The organism is Lentzea sp. NPDC102401, assembly GCF_044765805.1.
Classification (GTDB): Bacteria; Actinomycetota; Actinomycetes; order Mycobacteriales; family Pseudonocardiaceae; genus Lentzea; species Lentzea sokolovensis.
Window position 1 is genome coordinate 134,805 of the sequence record NZ_JBIWKS010000003.1, and the last position, 17,080, is coordinate 151,884.

General features: G+C 68.8%; 17 protein-coding genes and 1 tRNA gene. 14 read left to right on the top strand and 4 right to left on the bottom strand.

Annotated features, from left to right (window positions below):
• Positions 1 to 47: 47 nt before the first annotated feature.
• The 9 genes from ACIRG5_RS11210 (at position 48) to ACIRG5_RS11250 (ending at position 8,474) form a co-directional block, all read left to right on the top strand.
• Positions 48 to 500 carry a hypothetical protein gene (locus ACIRG5_RS11210; RefSeq protein WP_402903463.1) on the top strand — a complete coding sequence of 151 codons (453 nt, stop codon included), beginning with the start codon at positions 48 to 50 and terminating at the stop codon, positions 498 to 500.
• Entirely contained in the window at positions 497 to 817 is a 321-nt protein-coding gene (locus tag ACIRG5_RS11215) for a hypothetical protein (RefSeq protein WP_402903466.1), read from the top strand. The genes ACIRG5_RS11210 and ACIRG5_RS11215 overlap by 4 nt, the downstream gene beginning before the upstream one ends.
• Entirely contained in the window at positions 814 to 1,647 is an 834-nt protein-coding gene (locus ACIRG5_RS11220; RefSeq protein ID WP_402903469.1) for an ABC transporter permease, read from the top strand. The genes ACIRG5_RS11215 and ACIRG5_RS11220 overlap by 4 nt, the downstream gene beginning before the upstream one ends.
• The gene (locus ACIRG5_RS11225; protein WP_402903471.1) at positions 1,644 to 3,860 is read left to right on the top strand and encodes an FtsK/SpoIIIE domain-containing protein; all 2,217 of its coding nucleotides are present in this window, start codon (positions 1,644 to 1,646) and stop codon (positions 3,858 to 3,860) included. The genes ACIRG5_RS11220 and ACIRG5_RS11225 overlap by 4 nt, the downstream gene beginning before the upstream one ends.
• 265 nt (positions 3,861 to 4,125) lie before the next feature.
• Complete coding sequence (locus tag ACIRG5_RS11230; RefSeq protein ID WP_402903474.1) at positions 4,126 to 5,130, top strand: bifunctional DNA primase/polymerase; 1,005 nt, start codon at positions 4,126 to 4,128, stop codon at positions 5,128 to 5,130.
• Positions 5,127 to 5,876, top strand: coding sequence for a DNA cytosine methyltransferase (locus tag ACIRG5_RS11235; RefSeq protein ID WP_402903477.1), 750 nt, complete (start codon positions 5,127 to 5,129; stop codon positions 5,874 to 5,876). Before ACIRG5_RS11230 ends, ACIRG5_RS11235 begins: the two co-directional genes overlap by 4 nt.
• The gene (locus ACIRG5_RS11240; protein WP_402903480.1) at positions 5,873 to 6,994 is read left to right on the top strand and encodes a DUF3631 domain-containing protein; all 1,122 of its coding nucleotides are present in this window, start codon (positions 5,873 to 5,875) and stop codon (positions 6,992 to 6,994) included. Before ACIRG5_RS11235 ends, ACIRG5_RS11240 begins: the two co-directional genes overlap by 4 nt.
• A complete protein-coding gene (locus tag ACIRG5_RS11245) occupies positions 6,994 to 7,200 on the top strand; it encodes an excisionase family DNA-binding protein (protein WP_402903482.1) in 207 nt (68 codons plus the stop codon). Before ACIRG5_RS11240 ends, ACIRG5_RS11245 begins: the two co-directional genes overlap by 1 nt.
• A gap of 8 nt (positions 7,201 to 7,208) precedes the next feature.
• Entirely contained in the window at positions 7,209 to 8,474 is a 1,266-nt protein-coding gene (locus ACIRG5_RS11250) for a tyrosine-type recombinase/integrase (protein ID WP_402903485.1), read from the top strand.
• A gap of 78 nt (positions 8,475 to 8,552) precedes the next feature.
• On the opposite strand, the gene ACIRG5_RS11255 is transcribed toward ACIRG5_RS11250, so the two are convergent.
• The 3 genes from ACIRG5_RS11255 to ACIRG5_RS11265 all read right to left on the bottom strand — a co-directional run bounded on the left by ACIRG5_RS11255 (position 8,553) and on the right by ACIRG5_RS11265 (position 9,604).
• A tRNA-Ser gene (locus tag ACIRG5_RS11255) sits at positions 8,553 to 8,637 on the bottom strand.
• Between the two features lie 32 nt (positions 8,638 to 8,669).
• Positions 8,670 to 9,101 (bottom strand): nucleoside deaminase, encoded by a 432-nt coding sequence (locus ACIRG5_RS11260; RefSeq protein WP_330278270.1) that lies wholly within the window; start codon positions 9,099 to 9,101, stop codon positions 8,670 to 8,672.
• 14 nt (positions 9,102 to 9,115) lie between these two features.
• On the bottom strand, positions 9,116 to 9,604 hold the full coding sequence (locus ACIRG5_RS11265; RefSeq protein ID WP_319976138.1) for a tRNA adenosine deaminase-associated protein: 489 nt from the start codon (positions 9,602 to 9,604) through the stop codon (positions 9,116 to 9,118).
• A gap of 60 nt (positions 9,605 to 9,664) precedes the next feature.
• On the opposite strand from ACIRG5_RS11265, the gene ACIRG5_RS11270 reads away from it, so the two are divergent.
• The 5 genes from ACIRG5_RS11270 to ACIRG5_RS11290 are packed head-to-tail and all read left to right on the top strand — an operon-like array spanning position 9,665 to position 16,343.
• Positions 9,665 to 10,870 carry a M20 family metallopeptidase gene (locus ACIRG5_RS11270; protein WP_402903488.1) on the top strand — a complete coding sequence of 402 codons (1,206 nt, stop codon included), beginning with the start codon at positions 9,665 to 9,667 and terminating at the stop codon, positions 10,868 to 10,870.
• Between the two features lie 25 nt (positions 10,871 to 10,895).
• On the top strand, positions 10,896 to 11,843 hold the full coding sequence (locus ACIRG5_RS11275) for a prephenate dehydrogenase (protein ID WP_402903491.1): 948 nt from the start codon (positions 10,896 to 10,898) through the stop codon (positions 11,841 to 11,843).
• A 9-nt stretch (positions 11,844 to 11,852) separates the two neighbouring features.
• Entirely contained in the window at positions 11,853 to 13,397 is a 1,545-nt protein-coding gene (locus ACIRG5_RS11280) for a hypothetical protein (protein ID WP_402903493.1), read from the top strand.
• Positions 13,398 to 13,415: 18 nt separating this feature from the next.
• On the top strand, positions 13,416 to 15,140 hold the full coding sequence (locus ACIRG5_RS11285) for a hypothetical protein (protein ID WP_402903496.1): 1,725 nt from the start codon (positions 13,416 to 13,418) through the stop codon (positions 15,138 to 15,140).
• Positions 15,141 to 15,158: 18 nt separating this feature from the next.
• Entirely contained in the window at positions 15,159 to 16,343 is a 1,185-nt protein-coding gene (locus tag ACIRG5_RS11290) for a thiolase family protein (protein WP_402903499.1), read from the top strand.
• On the opposite strand, the gene ACIRG5_RS11295 is transcribed toward ACIRG5_RS11290, so the two are convergent.
• Complete coding sequence (locus tag ACIRG5_RS11295; protein ID WP_402903502.1) at positions 16,340 to 17,050, bottom strand: helix-turn-helix domain-containing protein; 711 nt, start codon at positions 17,048 to 17,050, stop codon at positions 16,340 to 16,342. The genes ACIRG5_RS11290 and ACIRG5_RS11295 overlap by 4 nt on opposite strands.
• Positions 17,051 to 17,080 lie beyond the last annotated feature (30 nt).

Sequence of the window (17,080 nt, forward strand, 5' to 3'; positions counted from 1 at the left end):
CGGCCCGGGTCTCCGTAACCCATCAGATGTGTCAGGAGACCATCAGCATGTCCGACAACACCACTCCCGCCCAAACCGGCCTGACGGTCGTGGGTGACGTCGAGATCATCACGTTCGGCTACCTGCACCTCGACGGCGGACCGGCTCCCGAAGCGGACGTCACCTACGACGTGCGCCGCTACCTCAGCGACCCCGCCGCCGTGCGGAACACGGGTCTGCTCGACTGCGATGGCCGTGACGACGAGGTGCGCCGCGTCGTGCTCGACACCTGGGGAGCACCCGAGACGCTCGACACCGTGATGGACTTCGTGCTGGCCTTCCCGTCCGAGCACCGGTGCGTCATCGCGTTCGGCTGCGCCGGCGGTCGTCACCGCTCCGTCGCGCTGGCCGAGGTCGCCGCCGAGGACCTGCGGACGATGCACTACCGCGTCACCGTGCGGCACCTGCACGTCCACCTCCCCCGCGTGATCAGCGACAGCGCGTCCGGTGGTGCGCGATGAGCCTCGACCGGATCGAGCCGTGGATGCTGATCGGCCTGGCGCTGTGCGTCCTGCTGGTCATCGTCACCGCACGCAAGACGGTCAAGGCCGTCACCAAGGCACGTCAGGTGCGCCGCATGGGCGGCAACACCGTGCGCACGCTGATCACCACGGCCGTCATCGGCGGCGGACAGTGGCTCATCCTCGCGAACTCCGCTGACTGGCGGGTTACCGCGGCTGCCCTGTCGGTGCCCGCGTTCGTCACCTCCGCACTGATCGTGCGGGCTCTCACCGTCACCACGACCGAGCACGCACACACCGCCGGGGGCAAGCGATGACCAGCGCATACCCGACCAACATCGACACCGTCGTGACCAAGGTCCGAGAGATCACCGCGACCGAGGGCAAGATCCCCGCACGCAACCGCGTCATGCGGGAGTGCGGTGTGGGCGCGAAGAAGGCGACCGACGCGCTGGCCGTGGTCAAGGGTGAGAGCCTCTCCCCGGCCGAGACGTCGCCCGCACCGGTTCGACTGCTGCACTCGGTGCCGACGCCCGACACCGCCCCGGAGACACTGGAGAGCGTCCAGGCTGACGAGGCACCGAACGCCGTGCAGGACACGGCGGAGCAGGAGCGGTCCCCCGAGGTCGAGCGCCCGGCACCGGTGGTCGAGGTGCCGCCGGCGAACGACGTCACGCCTCTGGCTGCGGCACCGTCGACGGGTGTGAAGCCGGTGCGGTCGTGGCCGTTGTGGGTGATCGCGCTCGGTGCGTTCGTCTCCATCTGGGGTGGTTGGGTCGGTCTCGGTGAGATGACCGGGTTCGGTCCGGTGCGGCTGCTGCCCGGCATCGCCGATGACTTCGTCATCAACTCTGCGATCACGCTCCCGCTCGGTGTCGAGGCCTACGCCGCGTACGCGATGCGGGTGTGGCTGTCCGGCGCTCTCGTCACGTCTGGTGCTCGTGCGTTCGCCAAGTGGTCGGCCATCGGCTCGCTCGTGCTCGGTGCGCTCGGTCAGGTGGCCTACCACCTGATGAAGGCGGACGGCATGACGACGGCGCCGTGGTGGATCACCACGTTCGTCTCCGTGCTGCTGGTGGTCGTGCTCGGGTGCGCCGCCGCTCTGACCCACCTGCTGCACGACGCCCGGACGGAGGTGCGGGCATGAGCACCCCCGACACGAACCCGCACCACGACACCGAGTCCGGACCGGAGGTGAACGAGATGACCGAGACCATCAGCGGGTCCGAGACGGTGGCCAAGGTGCTCCCGATCCGACCAGGTGCCGAGGTCGAGCCGAAGGTGTTCGACGGTGAGATCGTCACCGACGACGAGAGTGCGGAACTCGACCGCCGCATCGTGGCGGACCGGGTTCGCGGCACTGCTGACGTGGCCGTTCGTATCCTGCGGGAGTCGGACGTCAGCGTGCGTGTCCGGTCCGTGGTGGCCTACCGGGTCCGTAAGGCTCCGCGTGACTCGGCACGGCTGACCTGGTTCGCGATTCGCGGACTCGGACGCTGGACGGCAAAGGGGTGGACGTGGGCGACGCACGGCGACCTGCGGGCCGACGCCCGTAACGCCAGACTCTCCAACGACTCCGAGGCCCGGCGGACCGCTCAGGAGACGTTGCGGGCGGACGCGGCGGCCCGGTGGGCGAAGCTGCGGACCGCGCTGAAGGTCATGGCGATCATCGCCGCCGGCGTGCTGTTCCTCGTGGTGGTGGACCACGCGGTCGAGCGTGACCAGATGTGGGCGTGGCTGTCCGCGACCTACAGCGTGCTCGACATCGTGCGGGCGGTGCTGAAGTGGATGCTCTGGTTCTCCCCACTCGGCATCCTGCTCGCGGCCATCTGGGAGGGACGTGACAAGGGTCCGGGTGCCGGGTTCCTCGTGCGCCCGGAACGCGATGACGCGGACTCGTGGATCGACGAGCGCATGGTCGCTACCGCGCTGGCGAACCTCGGTGTGGCGCCGCTGGACAAGTTCTTCAAGAACGGCGGCCAACTGACGTACTCCGTGATGCCGCGTGTGGACGGTGACGGCACCTACGCGCAGGTTCGTCTGCCGATGGGTGTCACGGCGGACATGGTTGCGGGGCAACGGAAGAAGCTCGCGGCGAACCTCGGGCGTGCGGCGCTGGAGACGTGGCCGACCGAGGGCGACGAGTCCGGCATCCTCGATCTGTGGGTGGCCGACAAGGGCAAGCTCGGTGGTGGCGCCGGCGAGTGGCCGTTGCAGCACGACGGCCAGGTGGACGTGTTCGAGGGTGTGCCGTTCGGCCTGACGCAGCGTGGCGCGGTCATCAACGCCATGTTGTTCGAGTCGAACTGGCTCATCGGTGGACGCCCTGGTCAGGGCAAGTCCGCCGCCATGCGGACGTTGCTGCTCGGGGCGTGCCTCGACCCGTCCACGGAGCACTGGGTGTTCGTCATGGGTGAGTCGCCCGACTTCGAGCCGTTCCGGCCGCGTCTGGCGCGCTACGCGATGGGCATGGACGACTCCGTCGCTGAAGCGGCGTTGCAGGCCCTTCGTGACCTGCTGGCGGAGATGGAACGACGCGGCAAGGTGCTCGGTGAGCAGCCCGGCCGACCGCCCAAGACCTCCCGCAAGCTGGCGGACAAGCGTGCTCTGGGCCTGCACCTGCTGACGTGCTGGATTGACGAGGTGCACGAGCTGTTCATGCACCCCAAGTACGGCAAGGAGGCCGCTGAACTGGCGGTGCGGCTGATCAAGCGTGGCCGCAAGTACGGCATCGTGCTCGTGCTGGCCACGCAGTCGCCCACCAAGGAGTCGATCCCGCGCGAGGTGACCCGCAACGTCTCGACCGGTATCGCGTTCTCCGTCGCCGACCACGTGGCCAACGACGGTCTGTTGGGCGCCGGCAAGTACAAGGCGGGTATCCGCGCTACCGACCTGCGGACCAAGGTGGACCGGGGAACGTGTGTCGCGGTGGGCATCAACGACAACGTGTTCGAGCTGGTCAGGTCGTTCTACGTGCCGTTCGAAGACGGCCTCGACATGGTCTCCCCCGTCATCGCCCGCGCTATGGCGCTGCTGGAAGAGTCCGGGCGCACCGTCGCCCCGGTGTCCGAAGTGGAGAGTGCACCGGTCGTGGTGGATCACCTGGCGGACATCGCGCGGGTGATGCGTGACGACAAGCGCGTGCGTACTCAGCTCGTGCTGGCGCGGCTGGTCGAGCACGACGCCAGCGTCTATGAGGGCTGGACGTTCGCCGACCTGAAAGCGGCTCTGGCCGAGTACGACATCGACGTCGTGAAGTCCGACGGCGTGAAGGTCGTGCGTGCCGACGACGTCACCACGGCACTCACCGAGCGTGACCGTTTCGGCGACGACGAAGACGACGCGGACGACGGCGCGTAGGGCAGGGATCGGGTCAGGGACCCGCAGGGATGTCAGGGAGTTGTCCCTGACGGGTCCCTGACCCCAGATCCCTCCCCTGACCAGCACCAACCACGGTTAGGGACCCCACCGCTACACCGTCGCTTGACCAGCGAAAACGCCTAGATCGAGGCCCTACGGGCCGCTCGTTCACCTCCCTCCCTGCCTTCCGCAGCACCCATAACGGGTGGCTGTGACGGCACCCCCATGCCCAACACCGATTACACATGGTGAAGGAGAACAGCGCATGTCTACGCAGAACACGCTGCTGACGCACGCACTCGCCGCAGCACAGATGGGGTTCTACGTCTTCCCGTTGCGCCCCATGACCAAGCGTCCCGCCCTGCACAAGGCGGAGCTGTGCCCCCGCACCGGGGCGTGCAGTGCCGGACACCTCGGGTGGGAGCAGCGCGCCACGATCGACCTGGACGTGATCGAGCGCTGCTGGTCGGCAGGGCCGTTCAACATCGGCATCGCCACCGGACCGAGCGGCCTGGTCGTGGTCGACCTCGACACCCGCAAGTCGCCCGCCGACGTTCCCCCGCCTAGCTGGAGCCGGGAGGGGATTCGCGACGGTCACGACGTCTTCACCGCCCTGTGCGCAGACGCCGGCGAAGACGTCCCGTGGGAGACCAGGACGATACGCACCGCACGTGCCGGGACGCACCTGTACTTCCGTGAGCCGTCCACTGTGGAACTGCGCAACACCGAGGGAGAGCACGGCAACGGCCTCGGGTGGAAGGTCGACACCCGCGCGCACGGCGGCTACGTCGTCGGCCCCGGTTCGATCACCTCGGACGGCACCTACTGGCCGACGAACGACGTCGCGCCGCTGCCTCTCCCGGTGTGGTTGGTCCACTGCCTCACTCCTAGGCCGCGTACGGCCGTCTCAGCGCCCATTGTGGTGCCCTCACAACGTTTGCCGCGCTACGTCACCGCCGCAGTAGAGGGTGAGTGCCGCAAGCTCTCTGCGGCCGTCTCAGGCGGTCACGACAAACCCCCGTACGTCGCGGGCATCGCGCTCGGGCAACTGGTCGGCGCCGGTGTCCTCCCTGCGGCTACAGCAGAAGCTCACCTCATGGCAGCCGCAGCACCCCTGATCAACGGGGAGTGCGACTGCACCGAGGCCAAGGTGCGCCGCAGCATCCGCAACGGCATCACCGAGGGCACCACACGGCCGCGCCAGATGCCCGGCAACGAACGCCCCGCCCCGGCCACCGCACCCATGTTCGACGTGCGAGGTGCGGCGTGAACGTCCTGTCGCTGTTCTCCGGCATCGGCGGTCTCGAACTCGGCTTGGAACGCGCCGGGATGACCGTGGCCGGACAGGTCGAACTCGACCCCTATTGCCGAGAAGTGCTGTCCCGACACTGGCCGGAGGTTCCTCGCCATGACGACGTCCGCACCGCCCCCGAGTGGTGGCAGTCCCAGCAACGGCCCTGCGTCGACCTCGTCGCCGGCGGCTTTCCCTGCCAGCCCTTCAGCAAGCTCGGGAGCCGACTCGGCATCGACGACGAACGTTGGGGTTGGCCGTGGATGGCCGACGTCGTACGCGTGGTTCGACCCCGCTACGTCCTCGTGGAGAACGTCTCAGCTCTCGTTCGAGATCGAGACGCCTTCGCATGGATGCTCGGTGACCTTCACCAGCTCGGGTTCGATGCACAGTGGACAGTTGTTTCCGCGTGTTCCGTGGGTGCGCCACACGCACGAGACCGCCTGTTCCTACTGGCCCACCCCGCGTGCGTCGATGGCCAACAACCACTGCACCTACAGGCCGCAGTACCGCCCGGACGCGCCAGCGCTGGAGCAACGCGTGGCGATGCGCGGCCAGACCGGTGGGTACCTGAACCCGCAGTGGGTCGAGTGGCTCATGGGCTTTCCAAGCGGTTGGTTGCCCCCGGTCTGCGCGCACTCGGAAACGCCGTCGTCCCCCACGTCGCCGAACTCGTCGGCCGCCTGATCGTCACCGCAGACACGAACCGGAGGCACGCGGCATGACCACCACCACGATCGACGGCGCGCAGATCCTCGACGACGTCCAGGCGTTCCTGTCGCGGTTCAACGCCTTCCCCGATCAGCACTGCGCCCCGATGCTCGCGCTCTGGTACGCCCACACGTGGGCGGCCGAACACTTCTACATCACCCCGCGCGTCGTGCTGTCCAGCGCGGAACCCGGTTCCGGCAAGACGCGCGTGCTGGAGGTCGCCCGCCACTTGGTCCGCACGCCGGAGATGACGTTCTCCGCCACCCCGGCCGCGTTGTTCCGCATGGTCGGTGCCGGACCGATCACCATCCTGTTCGACGAGGTCGACGCCATTTTCGACACCAAGGGTGGCGGCAACGAAGACCTCCGCGCGCTGGTCAACGCCGGTTACAAGCGCTCCGCGACCGTGGCGCGCTGTAAGGGCGACGCGGGGAACATGGTGATCGAGCGGTTCCCCGTCTACGCCCCCGCCGCGCTGGCGGGCATCGCGGGGAACATGCCCGACACCATCACCACCCGCGCCATCACCATCCACATGCGCCGGCGACGTCCCGACGAACGAGTCGAGGCGTTCCGTGAACGGAAGGTGGAGGAACAGTCCGCCCCGGTCCGTGACGCTCTGGCCACGTGGATGGAAGTCGTGGGCGAACGCGTCGGCGCCGCCTACCCGGACATGCCCGAAGGCGTCACCGACCGGGCGGCCGAGATTTGGGAACCGCTGCTCGCAATCGCGGACATGGCCGGCGGGCACTGGCCGCAGACCGCGCGTGCCGCGTGCGTGCACTTCGTCACCGCCGCGCAGACCAACCCCACGTCCGACCGAATCCGGCTGCTGTCCGATCTCCGCACCGTGTTCGCCGACCGTGGCGTGACTCGCATGAGCACCGTGGAGATCCTCGCTGTCCTGCACAGCATGGAAGAGGCCCCGTGGGGCGACTTCTACGGCAGGCCCATCAACGCCCGCCAACTGGCAACAGAACTCAGCGCCTACGGCGTCAAGGTCACCGCTTTCAGGAACGGCGCGAAGGCGTTCAAGGGCTACGTCATCGACGGCATTCACGGATTGGGCGACGCATGGGCGCGCTACCTGCCCGAGCCGAAGGCAGACGAGAACTCGGAGGGTGAGCACTGATGGACGAGAACACCGAGCACATCGTTCTGACGGTCGAGCAGGCGGCAAAGCGACTCAACATCGGCCGGACCCTCATGTACGAACTCGTCACCACCGGCGTTGTGGAATCCGTTCACATCGGTCGGCTACGCCGCATTCCTTTGCAGGCCCTCACGAACTACGTCACGAAGCTCATGACCAGCACGTCCAGCCCGGAAGCCGCTTAGGAGACAACGTGGGACGCAAGTCGAACGGCGAATCGACAATCTACGAAGGTTCTGACGGCTACTGGCACGGGCGCGTGACGGTCGGCACCAAGGACGACGGCAGCCCCGATCGGCGCCACGTGCAGGCCAAGACCCGCCCGGAAGTCGCGAAGAAGGTCGCCAAGCTCGAACAGGAACGCGACGCGGGCAAGGTGCGCAAGACCGGTAAGGCGTGGACGGTCGAGAAGTGGCTGACGCACTGGTTGGAGAATATCGTTGCGCCGCCGGCCATCACGGAGAACGCGTTCAGCGCGTACGAGGTGGCGGCACGCGTTCACCTCATTCCCGGTGTCGGAAAGCACAGGTTGGACAAGCTCGAACCGGAACACCTGGAGAAGCTCTACCGGAAGATGATCCAGGGCGGAGCTAAGTCGTCGCGTGCTCATCAGGTTCACCGCACCATTAGGGCAGCGTTGAACATCGCCGTGCGGCGGAAGTACATCACCGAGAATCCCGCCCTGATTGCTCGTGCCCCAAAGGTCGAAGACTTCGACGTTGAGCCGTACTCGGTGGATGAGGTGAAAAGGCTCATGGAGACCGCGTTGAAGCGGCGCAATAGCGCTCGGTGGGCTATCGCATTGGCTCTCGGCTTGCGTCAGGGTGAAGCTCTGGGCCTGCGGTGGGCAGACGTGGATCTCAAACTCGGCACGCTGACCGTCCGCCGTAGCCGTCTGCGGCCTCGGTGGAAGCACGGATGTGAGGAACCCTGCGGGCGGAAGCTCGGTGGGCATTGTCCTGAGCGGCTGCCATTGCGGCAGGAAACGGCCGGTACGAAGTCGAAGGCAGGCACGCGCGGTATCGGCCTACCTGACGAACTGGTGGCGCTACTGAAGGCGCACAAGGCCACTCAGGACAAGGAACGTCGGCAGGCAGCACAGCTCTGGACGGACTCCGGCTACGTGTTCACCACACCTACCGGTGGCCCGTTGAATCCCCGCACGGACTACACCGAGTGGAAGAACCTGCTCAAGGCCGCGAAGGTGCCAGACGGGCGGCTTCACGACGCCCGCCACACTGCGGCAACGGTGCTGCTGCTGCTCGGTGTGGCGGAGCGAACCGTGATGGGGATCATGGGCTGGTCGAACACGGCGATGGCTGCCAAGTACCAGCACATCACCGCCTCGATCCGGCGTGACGTCGCTCAGAGGGTCGGTGGGCTGCTCTGGGAGCCTGCCGAGACGGCCGACGAGGGAGACGACGAGGACGGCGCGGCAGGGGTGCCGATTCCGGCCTAGCGGCCACAACTGAGACGACAACTGAGACGAAACGTCAGAGCCCCGATCACCGGATGTAGTGATCGGGGCTCTGACCTGCGGTGGCGGTGGGATTTGAACCCACGGAGGCTTTCACCTCACACGCTTTCGAGGCGTGCTCCTTCGGCCGCTCGGACACGCCACCGATAAGAACAATACACAGCCCGCGCGACTGGCTTAACGCTGGGTCCGGAAGAAGCGTTCGAGCAGGTCAGCGCACTCCTGTTCCAGCACGCCGCCCTGCACCTCTGGCCGGTGGTTGAGCCGGCGGTCGCGCACGACGTCCCACAACGACGCCACAGCCCCGGTTTTGGGCTCCCAGGCGCCGAAGACGAGACGGGAGACACGGGCGAGCACCAGCGCTCCCGCGCACATCGTGCAGGGTTCCAGCGTCACCGCGAGCGTGCAGCCGTCGAGCCGCCAGCCGTCGCCGTACTTCGCGGCGGCGGCGCGCAACGCCAGGATCTCGGCGTGCGCGGTCGGGTCGCCCAGCGCTTCGCGCGCGTTGCAGGCCTCGGCCAGCACGGAACCGTCCGGCGCGAAGACGACGGCGCCGATCGGTACGTCCGCGCCTGCGTGCGAGGCCGCTTTCAGGGCGGCCCGGACCATGTCCTCGGAAGTGATCACGCTTGGATCGTGTCGAGCAGCTTCGTGAGCTCGTCGATGAAGCCGATGCGCTGGGCGATCATCTGGAGCTGCTCGTCCGGGTAGAGGTCGACCTCGTCGACGATGATCTGAAGTTCGTGCGAGGGCATGCCCAGGTCGGTCAGGACGCCCAGGTCGCCTTCCGGCCAGAGTTCGTTGTCCTCTTCGTCCGGTGGGTCGACACGGAGGAGATCGAGGACGTCGGCCGCGATGTCGTAGTCGAGGGCGGCGGCCGCGTCGGACAGCAGCAGCGCGACACCACCCGGCACGGGACGCAGGATGATGAAGAACTCGTCGTCGACGGCGAGGAGACCGAACACAGCTCCTGTCGACCTCAGTTGGCGCAGCTCCGTGATCGCCGCGTCCAGCTCCGACAGCGCGGAGCTGTCCATCCTGCTGCACCGCCAGCGGCCGTCCTCTCGGACGACCGCGACCGCGAAGCCGTTGACCGGCTCCTGCTGTGTCATGTGCACACCGTAGGGCCCAGACGACCTTCCCGGTAGCCGAGGTGGTGGCACCATCGGTAGATGAGCACAACTACGCCGGACCCCCGTCTCGCCGGATTGCTCGAAGGGGCTCGTTCGCTCCAGCCCCGCACGGTGGCGCTGCGCCGTCAGATCCACCGGCACCCTGAACAGGGACTTCACCTCCCCAAGACGCAGGCCGCCGTCCTGCACGCGCTGGAGGGGTTGCCTGTCAAGGTCACCAAGGGCGAGTCGTCGACCTCGGTCGTGGCGGTGCTCGAGGGCGACCGGCCGGGGCCGACGGTGCTGCTGCGCGGCGACATGGACGGCCTGCCGCTCCAGGAGGCGACGGGACTGCCGTTCGCGTCCGAAGTGGACGGCAACATGCACGCCTGCGGCCACGACACGCACGTGGCGATGCTGGCCGCCTCCGCCCGGCTGCTGGCGGACCGGCGTGACGCTTTGAAAGGCCGCGTGCTGTTCATGTTCCAGCCGGGCGAGGAAGGCCATCACGGCGCCCGGCACATGATCGAGGAGGGCCTGCTCGACGACGGCGTGGAGAAGGCGTTCGCACTGCACATCACGTCCACGATGAAGTCGGGCGTGGTGACGTGCCGGCCGGGGCCGATGATGGCGTCCGCGGACTCGTTCCACGTGCACGTGAAGGGTCGCGGCGGTCACGGCGCGATGCCGCACAACGCGCTGGACCCGGTGCCCGCGGCGGCCGCGATGGTCGGGGCGATCCAGACGATGCTCGGACGGCGGGTGAGCGTTCACCAGCCAGCCGTGGTGACCGTGGCGCAGATCCACGCCGGCACGACGACGAACATCATCCCCGAGGTCGCGACCCTCGACGGGACGATCAGGACGTTGTCGGAGGAGACGCGCGCGCTCGTGCACAAGGAGCTCAAGCAGGCCATCAAGCACACGGCCGCCGCCTACGGGTGCCATGCCGAGGTCAGCATCGTGCCGGGCTATCCGGTGACGGTGAACGACGACGTCGTTGGGCAGCACGTGGTGGATCTGGCGGCCGCGGCGATGGGTGCCTCGTGGAGCGAGCCGATGCAGGATCCGCTGATGGGAGCGGAGGACTTCTCCTACGTGCTGCAGCGGGTTCCGGGGGCGCTGGCGTTCCTCGGAGCCTGCCCGCGGGGCGTCGACCTGGAGGAGGCCGCGCCGAACCACTCGAACCGGGTGCTGTTCGACGAGGCCGCCATGGAGCACGGGGTGGCGATGTACGCGGCGTTCGCGCTGGACGCCCTCCGCTAGTTGCAGGTACGCCTCGCACGGAATGATGGGCGCCGTGCGAGACGTGTGCGTGATCGGACTGGGACTGATCGGCGGCTCCGTGCTGCGGGCCGCCAAGGCTGCCGGGCGCACGGTGTGGGGTGCGACGGCGAGCAAAGAGGACGCGGACAACGCGCGCGCTGAGGGCTTCGACATCGTGAGTGTGGACGAGGCCCTCAGCCGGAACGCCGAGGCGCTCGTGGTTCTCGCCGTGCCGATGCCCGCGCTGCCGGACCTGCTCCGCAAGATCCCCGCCGGCACTCGGCTCACGGACGTGACCAGCGTCAAGGGGCCCGTGCACGACGCCGTGCACCAGTACGCGAAAGACGTCCGCTTCGTCGGCGGGCACCCGATGGCCGGCACCAGCAAGAGCGGATGGGGCGCCGGCAGCACGACCCTCTTCCAGGGCGCCGCGTGGGTCGTCACGCCCGAGGAGGCCGACGACCACCTCAACGACGTCATCCAGCTCGCGCTCGACCTCGGCGCGCACGTGGTGCCGACGACGCCGGAGGAGCACGACGAGGCGGTGGCGCGGATCAGTCACCTGCCGCACATCATGGCGGCGATCCTGGCCGCGGTCGGGGCAGATGGCGGGCCGCTCTCCATGGCGCTCGCGGCGGGCAGTTTCGGGGACGGCACGCGGGTCGCGGGCAGCAGGCCGGAACTCGTCAGGGCCATGTGCGAGGGGAACCGGGACGCGCTGCTGATGGCCGTGGACGACGCACTGGGACGGCTCGGCGCGGCGAGGGGTTCGCTGGCGTCCACCGGTGGTCTGGCGAAGACCATCGAGGCAGGGCACGACGGCCGGAACGTGCTGGTCAACCAGCCACAGCGCACCAGGATCACGATCGATCTGACCAAGCCGGGAGCACTCGCGGCGCTGCGGAATCTTGGGTCTCGTGGCGGACGTGTGGTTGGGCTGAACGGCAGCACCGCGCAAGCGGAAACGTCGTAGGGTCGCCGAGTGGATCGACGGACGCTCGCCGGCGGACTCGGTGGACTCGCGCTCGTCGTGGCCGCCGTCGTGGTGCTCCGGGCCGGTGACGCGCCGGACACCCTCAAGAAGGAAACGGCGGACGGCGTCGAGGTCGTCGCGCTCCAGGAGCCGGTGAAACCCTCCAACGCCAGGGCTCAGGCGCTGGACGTGGACGCGCTGCAGATCGCGTGGAACGGGTCGGCGCCGGCCTACGAGGTGCGCTGGAACGGCAACGAGCAGCTCGTGCCCGGCCCCGAGGTCGAGCTGCCGAACCTGAGCCCCGACACCCAGACCGAGGTCGAGATCCGGGCTGTCAGCGCGACCGGCAGGCGCAGTGAGCCGCTCAGGATCGCCGCGACGCCCAAGAACGTCTACAACGGCAAGTGGGAGGACCAGCTCGTCGGCCAGGCGGACAGGTTCGACGGCCCGGAGGCGCTCGATCCGCGGAAGTGGCGGGTCGAGGCGGAACCGGAGTGCCTGGGGCTCAGGGCGTTCGGGCAGAGCAGGCGCATCGACGTCGACTGCCCGATGGCCGCCTTCCAGAGCAACACCCCGATCCGGTTCGGAGTGCCCGCGAGTGACGGCGCGACCGGCCGAGCGATCATCAGCGTCGCGGGCGCGGTCGAATCGAGTCACGTGCGGCTGACGTTGCTGCCCGATCCGTGGCAGTACCTGAAGGAGACCGACGCGCAGCCGAAGGGCGCGGTCAGCCTCGACATCACGACGCAGGGCACGCGGATCGTCGCCGACCCCGATCTTCCCCGCACCGGCAAGCAGATCGACCTGGGCGACGCACCGATGACCGGGCTCGTCGCGGGCGTGCGGCACCGCTGGGAGATGCGGGTGCTGCCCGAGGCCGTGGTCGCGTTGCGGGACGGCGTCGTGGTCGCCTACGAGCCCGTCGCGATCAGGGATCGGCTGGTGCACCCCCGGATCCGCATCGACGGCGGCGGTTTCCTGGACGCGTTCGGCGTCGGAGGCGTGCCGGAACGCGTCGTGCCCACCGAGGTCATCCCGCTGAACCGCGACGTCGAACTGCCGCAGGACGTCGTGGCCGCGAAACTCGTCAAACCGGACGCGGGCCAGGTCACCGTCACCGAACTGCCGCTCAGCGCGGGGAAGGTCGCTGCCCAGGAAGCCCAGCTCGTCGTCATCCGCAAGCCCGAGAGCCGCCCCGGCACGCTCCCCAGGCTCGCGGACCGGCCCGGCGGCATCAAGACCGGCGCGCCGCGGCTGCACGTCATGCACGAGGACGGCACCAAGCCCCCGCAACCGTTGCCCGGCAAGGGACGCGTCCTCATCACGGCCGAGGTCAACGCCATCGGGCACCGCGGCATCGAGCTCGAACTCGACGGCAGGCGGATCGTCTCGCTGCCCACCAACGAGCAGGGCCCGGGCGTTCCCGGCAGGCACGAGTTCTGGCTCGACACCGCGAAGCTGGCCCCTTCGGCGCACGCTCGGCTCAAGCTCAGCGTCCTTCCGGCGGACGGTGGCGAACCCGTTATCGCGGAAACCGTGTTCGAGCTGGGGTGAACGCCTTAGCGTGACGCTATGAAGCGGGTCGCCTTCGTCGTCGTGGGCCTCGCGCTGGTGGCGGGCGTGATCGTCTTACGCGACACCGGCGGGAGCGACTCGGGCCTGCCCGTGGCTCCCCCGGCGCCGACGAAGCTCAAGCCGTACGTGGCGGAGCAGGTGCTGGTGCCGGGCCCCCAGGGCCGCCCGTCCACACCGGCAGGCGTCGTCGCACGCGCGGGCCACCACAAGATCCAGCTCAGCTGGACCGGCGACGCGCCCGCGTACGAGGTGCGGTGGGGCGACAAGGTCAAGCTCGTCACGCGCCCCGGCACCCAGCTCAACGGCCTGGAGAACGAACGCGAGCAGCAGATCGACATCCGCGCCGTCGACTCGTTCGGGCAGCGTTCGCAGCCCGCCCACGCCAAGGCGACCCCGCGCGCCGACAACGCCCCGTACACGTTCGTCGACCGCTTCGACTCCCCCGACGAACCCGACCTCCAACTTTGGAGGCTCTCCAAGCGCACCGACTGCGCTCGTGCCACCAGCGGCGACGAGGACGACCACGACCGGCTCGTGATCAGCAGCAGCTGCGGCACCCGTGCCGTGACGCTGAGGTCGCGCACGCCGTTCGTCCGCGGCGACGACGAGAGCCGGCTCGTGATCGAGACCGACGCCCCCGGCACCGGCGGCAAGCTGCTGCTCGACCTCGTGCCGGGACCGGTCAGCGTGCAGGGCGAACCGGTGCCGCCGAACACCATCCGCGCGACGGTCTCCACCGACAACTCCGGCAACTCGATCGTCGAACTCGTCCCGAACGGCACCGCGGTCAAGCCCGTCCCGGCCGCGCTGCCCGGCGTGACCGTGCGCTGGGAACTCGTGTTGACCCCGGCCGGCGTCCAGGTCGTGCGCGATGGAGACGTCGTCGCCACCTCGCCGTTCGTGCCGCAGTGGCGCGAGGCGACGGCACTGGTCGGTGTCGCGGCACTCGCGGGCGACCGGATCCGCGCCGGCGTCGACCTGATCGGCTACCGCACCGCCAAGGCCGACGCGCCGCTCGCAGGCCCGACGCCGCAGGTCCGCGTGGACAGCCCGGCGAGCACGAGCGCCAACCCCATCGCGGACGTCACCGCGGGTCAGCTGCGCATCGCTCTCATTCCGTCGCGCGAAAGCGAGCCGGTCACCGCTGTCAAGGTCAACGGCGTCCAGGTACCGCTCCGGCCGGCGATCGAGGGCACGCCGTGGAAGCCCGGCGCGGAGTACCCGGCCGTCGCCGACCTGCCCGAAGAGGCGTTCACCGACAACCTGAACGTGCAGCTCGTCACCCAGGAACGCATCCAGGTCACGCACACCGACGTCGAACTGACCGGCCCGAAGAAGGAGCCGCGACGCCAGCCCGGCACACCTCTGGTGGACGCGAAGCCGACGCTCGCCGACCCGATCCCCGAGGTCCTGGACGCGAGCGGCCAGCCCATCGAGAACGGCGCCGCCTTCAACCGCGGCCGGGTCGTTCTGGAGGTCCGCGTCAACGCCCTCGACGCGGCCGTGGCGGGTCTCGCCGGGTTCGAGATCAGGCTCGACGGCAACCACGTCGCCACCGTGCCGACGACGGCCGACGGGCCCGCCGCCGCAGGCCGGTGGCGGATTTCACTCAACACGGGCGCGATGACCGCAGGAGCGCACGCCATCGAGGTGAAGGCCTTCAGCACCGATTCAGAGGTGCACCCCGAGACGGGTTACGTTCCTTTTTTGCTCAAGCCGTGAATGCCGCAAGATGGACGTATGGCACGCGCACTGATCATCGACGCCGCCCGCACGCCGTTCGGGAAGTACCGGGGAGGTCTCTCCGGCATCCGGGTGGACGACCTCGCGGCGCTGCCCATCGTCGACCTGCTGCGCCGCTACCCGTCGCTCGACCTGGCGCGCATCGACGACGTGCTGCTGGGTGACGCCAACGGCGCCGGCGAGGACAACCGCAACGTCGCCCGCATGGCCTCGTTGCTGGCGGGACTGCCGGTCTCCGTGCCGGGCGTGACGCTGAACCGGCTGTGCGCCTCGGGCGGCGAGTCGATCATCCAGGGTGCGCGGGCGTTGATCACCGGAGACGCCGATCTGATCGTCGCCGGCGGTGTCGAGGGGATGTCGCGGGCGCCGTTCGTGACGGCCCGCCCGGACAAGGCCTTCCCGGATCGGCTGGAGACCGTGTCGACGGCACTCGGCTGGCGGCTGGTGAACCCGCGCATGCCCAAGCACTACACCGTGCCGCTGGGCCTGGCCGCCGAGAACGTCGCCCACGAACTCGGAATCACCCGCGACCAGATGGACAACTTCGCCCTGCGCTCACACCGCCGCGCCGCCGCGGCGTGGGATGCCGGTGTGCACGAGGGTTTCGCGTTTCCCGTGCAGTTGCCGGACGGAACGGCGATCCGGCGCGACGAGAACGTCCGCGCCGACACCAGCATGGAGAAGCTCGCGAAGCTCAAGCCCGCGTTCTCCGAGCAGGGTTCGGTGACGGCGGGCAACGCATCGCCTTTGAACGACGGCGCTTTGGCTGCTTTGCTCGGCACCGAAGCGATCGCGTCCGAGTTGGGCGTCGAGCCGCTGGGTGAGGTGCTCGGGTCGGCGACCACCGGCGAGGAGCCGCACCGGTTCACCGTCGCTCCCGTGTCGGCGATCCGGAAACTGTTGAAGCGCCTGCACATCGAGGCCGAACAGGTCGATCTGTGGGAGATCAACGAAGCCTTCGCCGCCATGGCCCTGTCGGTGGTGCACCACCTTCCCGAGATCGACAAGGAGAAGGTCAACGTCCACGGCGGCGCGATCGCCTACGGCCATCCGCTCGGCGCCTCGATGCCGCGCGTGATCGTCGACGTGTGCCGCCACCTGCGGCAGCGCGGCGGCGGCATCGGCATCGCGGCGGCCTGTGTCGGCGTCGGTCAGGGTGTGGCCGTGGCGGTGCGCGTCTAGTCCTTCGAGTGCAGGATGTCGCGGGCCTGCTCGGCCGCGCGGACGATGCTCTCGCTGACGAAGTCCAGGAACCGCGCGATGTTCTCCAGCCGGACGGCGGCCGGGGTGCCGGAGCCGAGGACGCCGGAACCCTGCCGCGCGGCCTCGGCGAGCTTCGTCGTGCCGGCGGCGCTCGCGATCATCGACTGGTACCAGATGTCACCCTCGTCGACGACGTAACGCTCGCGGCGGCGTTCGTCGCGCACGCGCCCGATCAGGCCCTGACCTTCCAGGTAGGACATGGCCTTCGAGACCGACGCCGGACTGACCTGCAGGTGCCCCACCAGTTCTGACGCGGTCAGGCTGCCGGAGTCGGTCGCGTAGAGGCTCGCGAGCGCCCTCGCCGGCATCTTCGACAGGCCCTGCCCCATGAAGATGCCCGAGAACAACTCCTCGAACTCCCGCACCGCCTCCACGTCACGTCCGTCCGCACGTTCGACCGCTGGTCGGCGAGGTGCGGCCTGCTTGCGCCGTTGCGCACGGCGTTCCGTTGCGAGGTGGGCGATGTCGGCCTTGTACCCGGCCGGACCTCCGTTGCGCATCACCTCGCGCGTGATCGTCGAGGTGGGCCGGTCGAGGTTCCTCGCTATCTCCGCGTACGCGAGGCCGTCGGACAGGCCGATGGCGATCTGACGGCGTTCCTGCTGGGTGAGTCGACCTCCTGGCATGCCCAGACCATAGCTTTCACCTTCATCTCA

Coding starts and splice junctions, on each gene's coding strand:
- ACIRG5_RS11240 (WP_402903480.1), top strand. CDS start 5,873: ATGACCACCACCACGATCGACGGCGCGCAGATCCTCGACGACGTCCAG.
- ACIRG5_RS11215 (WP_402903466.1), top strand. CDS start 497: ATGAGCCTCGACCGGATCGAGCCGTGGATGCTGATCGGCCTGGCGCTG.
- ACIRG5_RS11285 (WP_402903496.1), top strand. CDS start 13,416: ATGAAGCGGGTCGCCTTCGTCGTCGTGGGCCTCGCGCTGGTGGCGGGC.
- ACIRG5_RS11210 (WP_402903463.1), top strand. CDS start 48: ATGTCCGACAACACCACTCCCGCCCAAACCGGCCTGACGGTCGTGGGT.
- ACIRG5_RS11270 (WP_402903488.1), top strand. CDS start 9,665: ATGAGCACAACTACGCCGGACCCCCGTCTCGCCGGATTGCTCGAAGGG.
- ACIRG5_RS11245 (WP_402903482.1), top strand. CDS start 6,994: ATGGACGAGAACACCGAGCACATCGTTCTGACGGTCGAGCAGGCGGCA.
- ACIRG5_RS11230 (WP_402903474.1), top strand. CDS start 4,126: ATGTCTACGCAGAACACGCTGCTGACGCACGCACTCGCCGCAGCACAG.
- ACIRG5_RS11265 (WP_319976138.1), bottom strand. CDS start 9,604: ATGACACAGCAGGAGCCGGTCAACGGCTTCGCGGTCGCGGTCGTCCGA.
- ACIRG5_RS11275 (WP_402903491.1), top strand. CDS start 10,896: ATGGGCGCCGTGCGAGACGTGTGCGTGATCGGACTGGGACTGATCGGC.
- ACIRG5_RS11260 (WP_330278270.1), bottom strand. CDS start 9,101: ATGGTCCGGGCCGCCCTGAAAGCGGCCTCGCACGCAGGCGCGGACGTA.
- ACIRG5_RS11225 (WP_402903471.1), top strand. CDS start 1,644: ATGAGCACCCCCGACACGAACCCGCACCACGACACCGAGTCCGGACCG.
- ACIRG5_RS11220 (WP_402903469.1), top strand. CDS start 814: ATGACCAGCGCATACCCGACCAACATCGACACCGTCGTGACCAAGGTC.
- ACIRG5_RS11290 (WP_402903499.1), top strand. CDS start 15,159: ATGGCACGCGCACTGATCATCGACGCCGCCCGCACGCCGTTCGGGAAG.
- ACIRG5_RS11295 (WP_402903502.1), bottom strand. CDS start 17,050: ATGCCAGGAGGTCGACTCACCCAGCAGGAACGCCGTCAGATCGCCATC.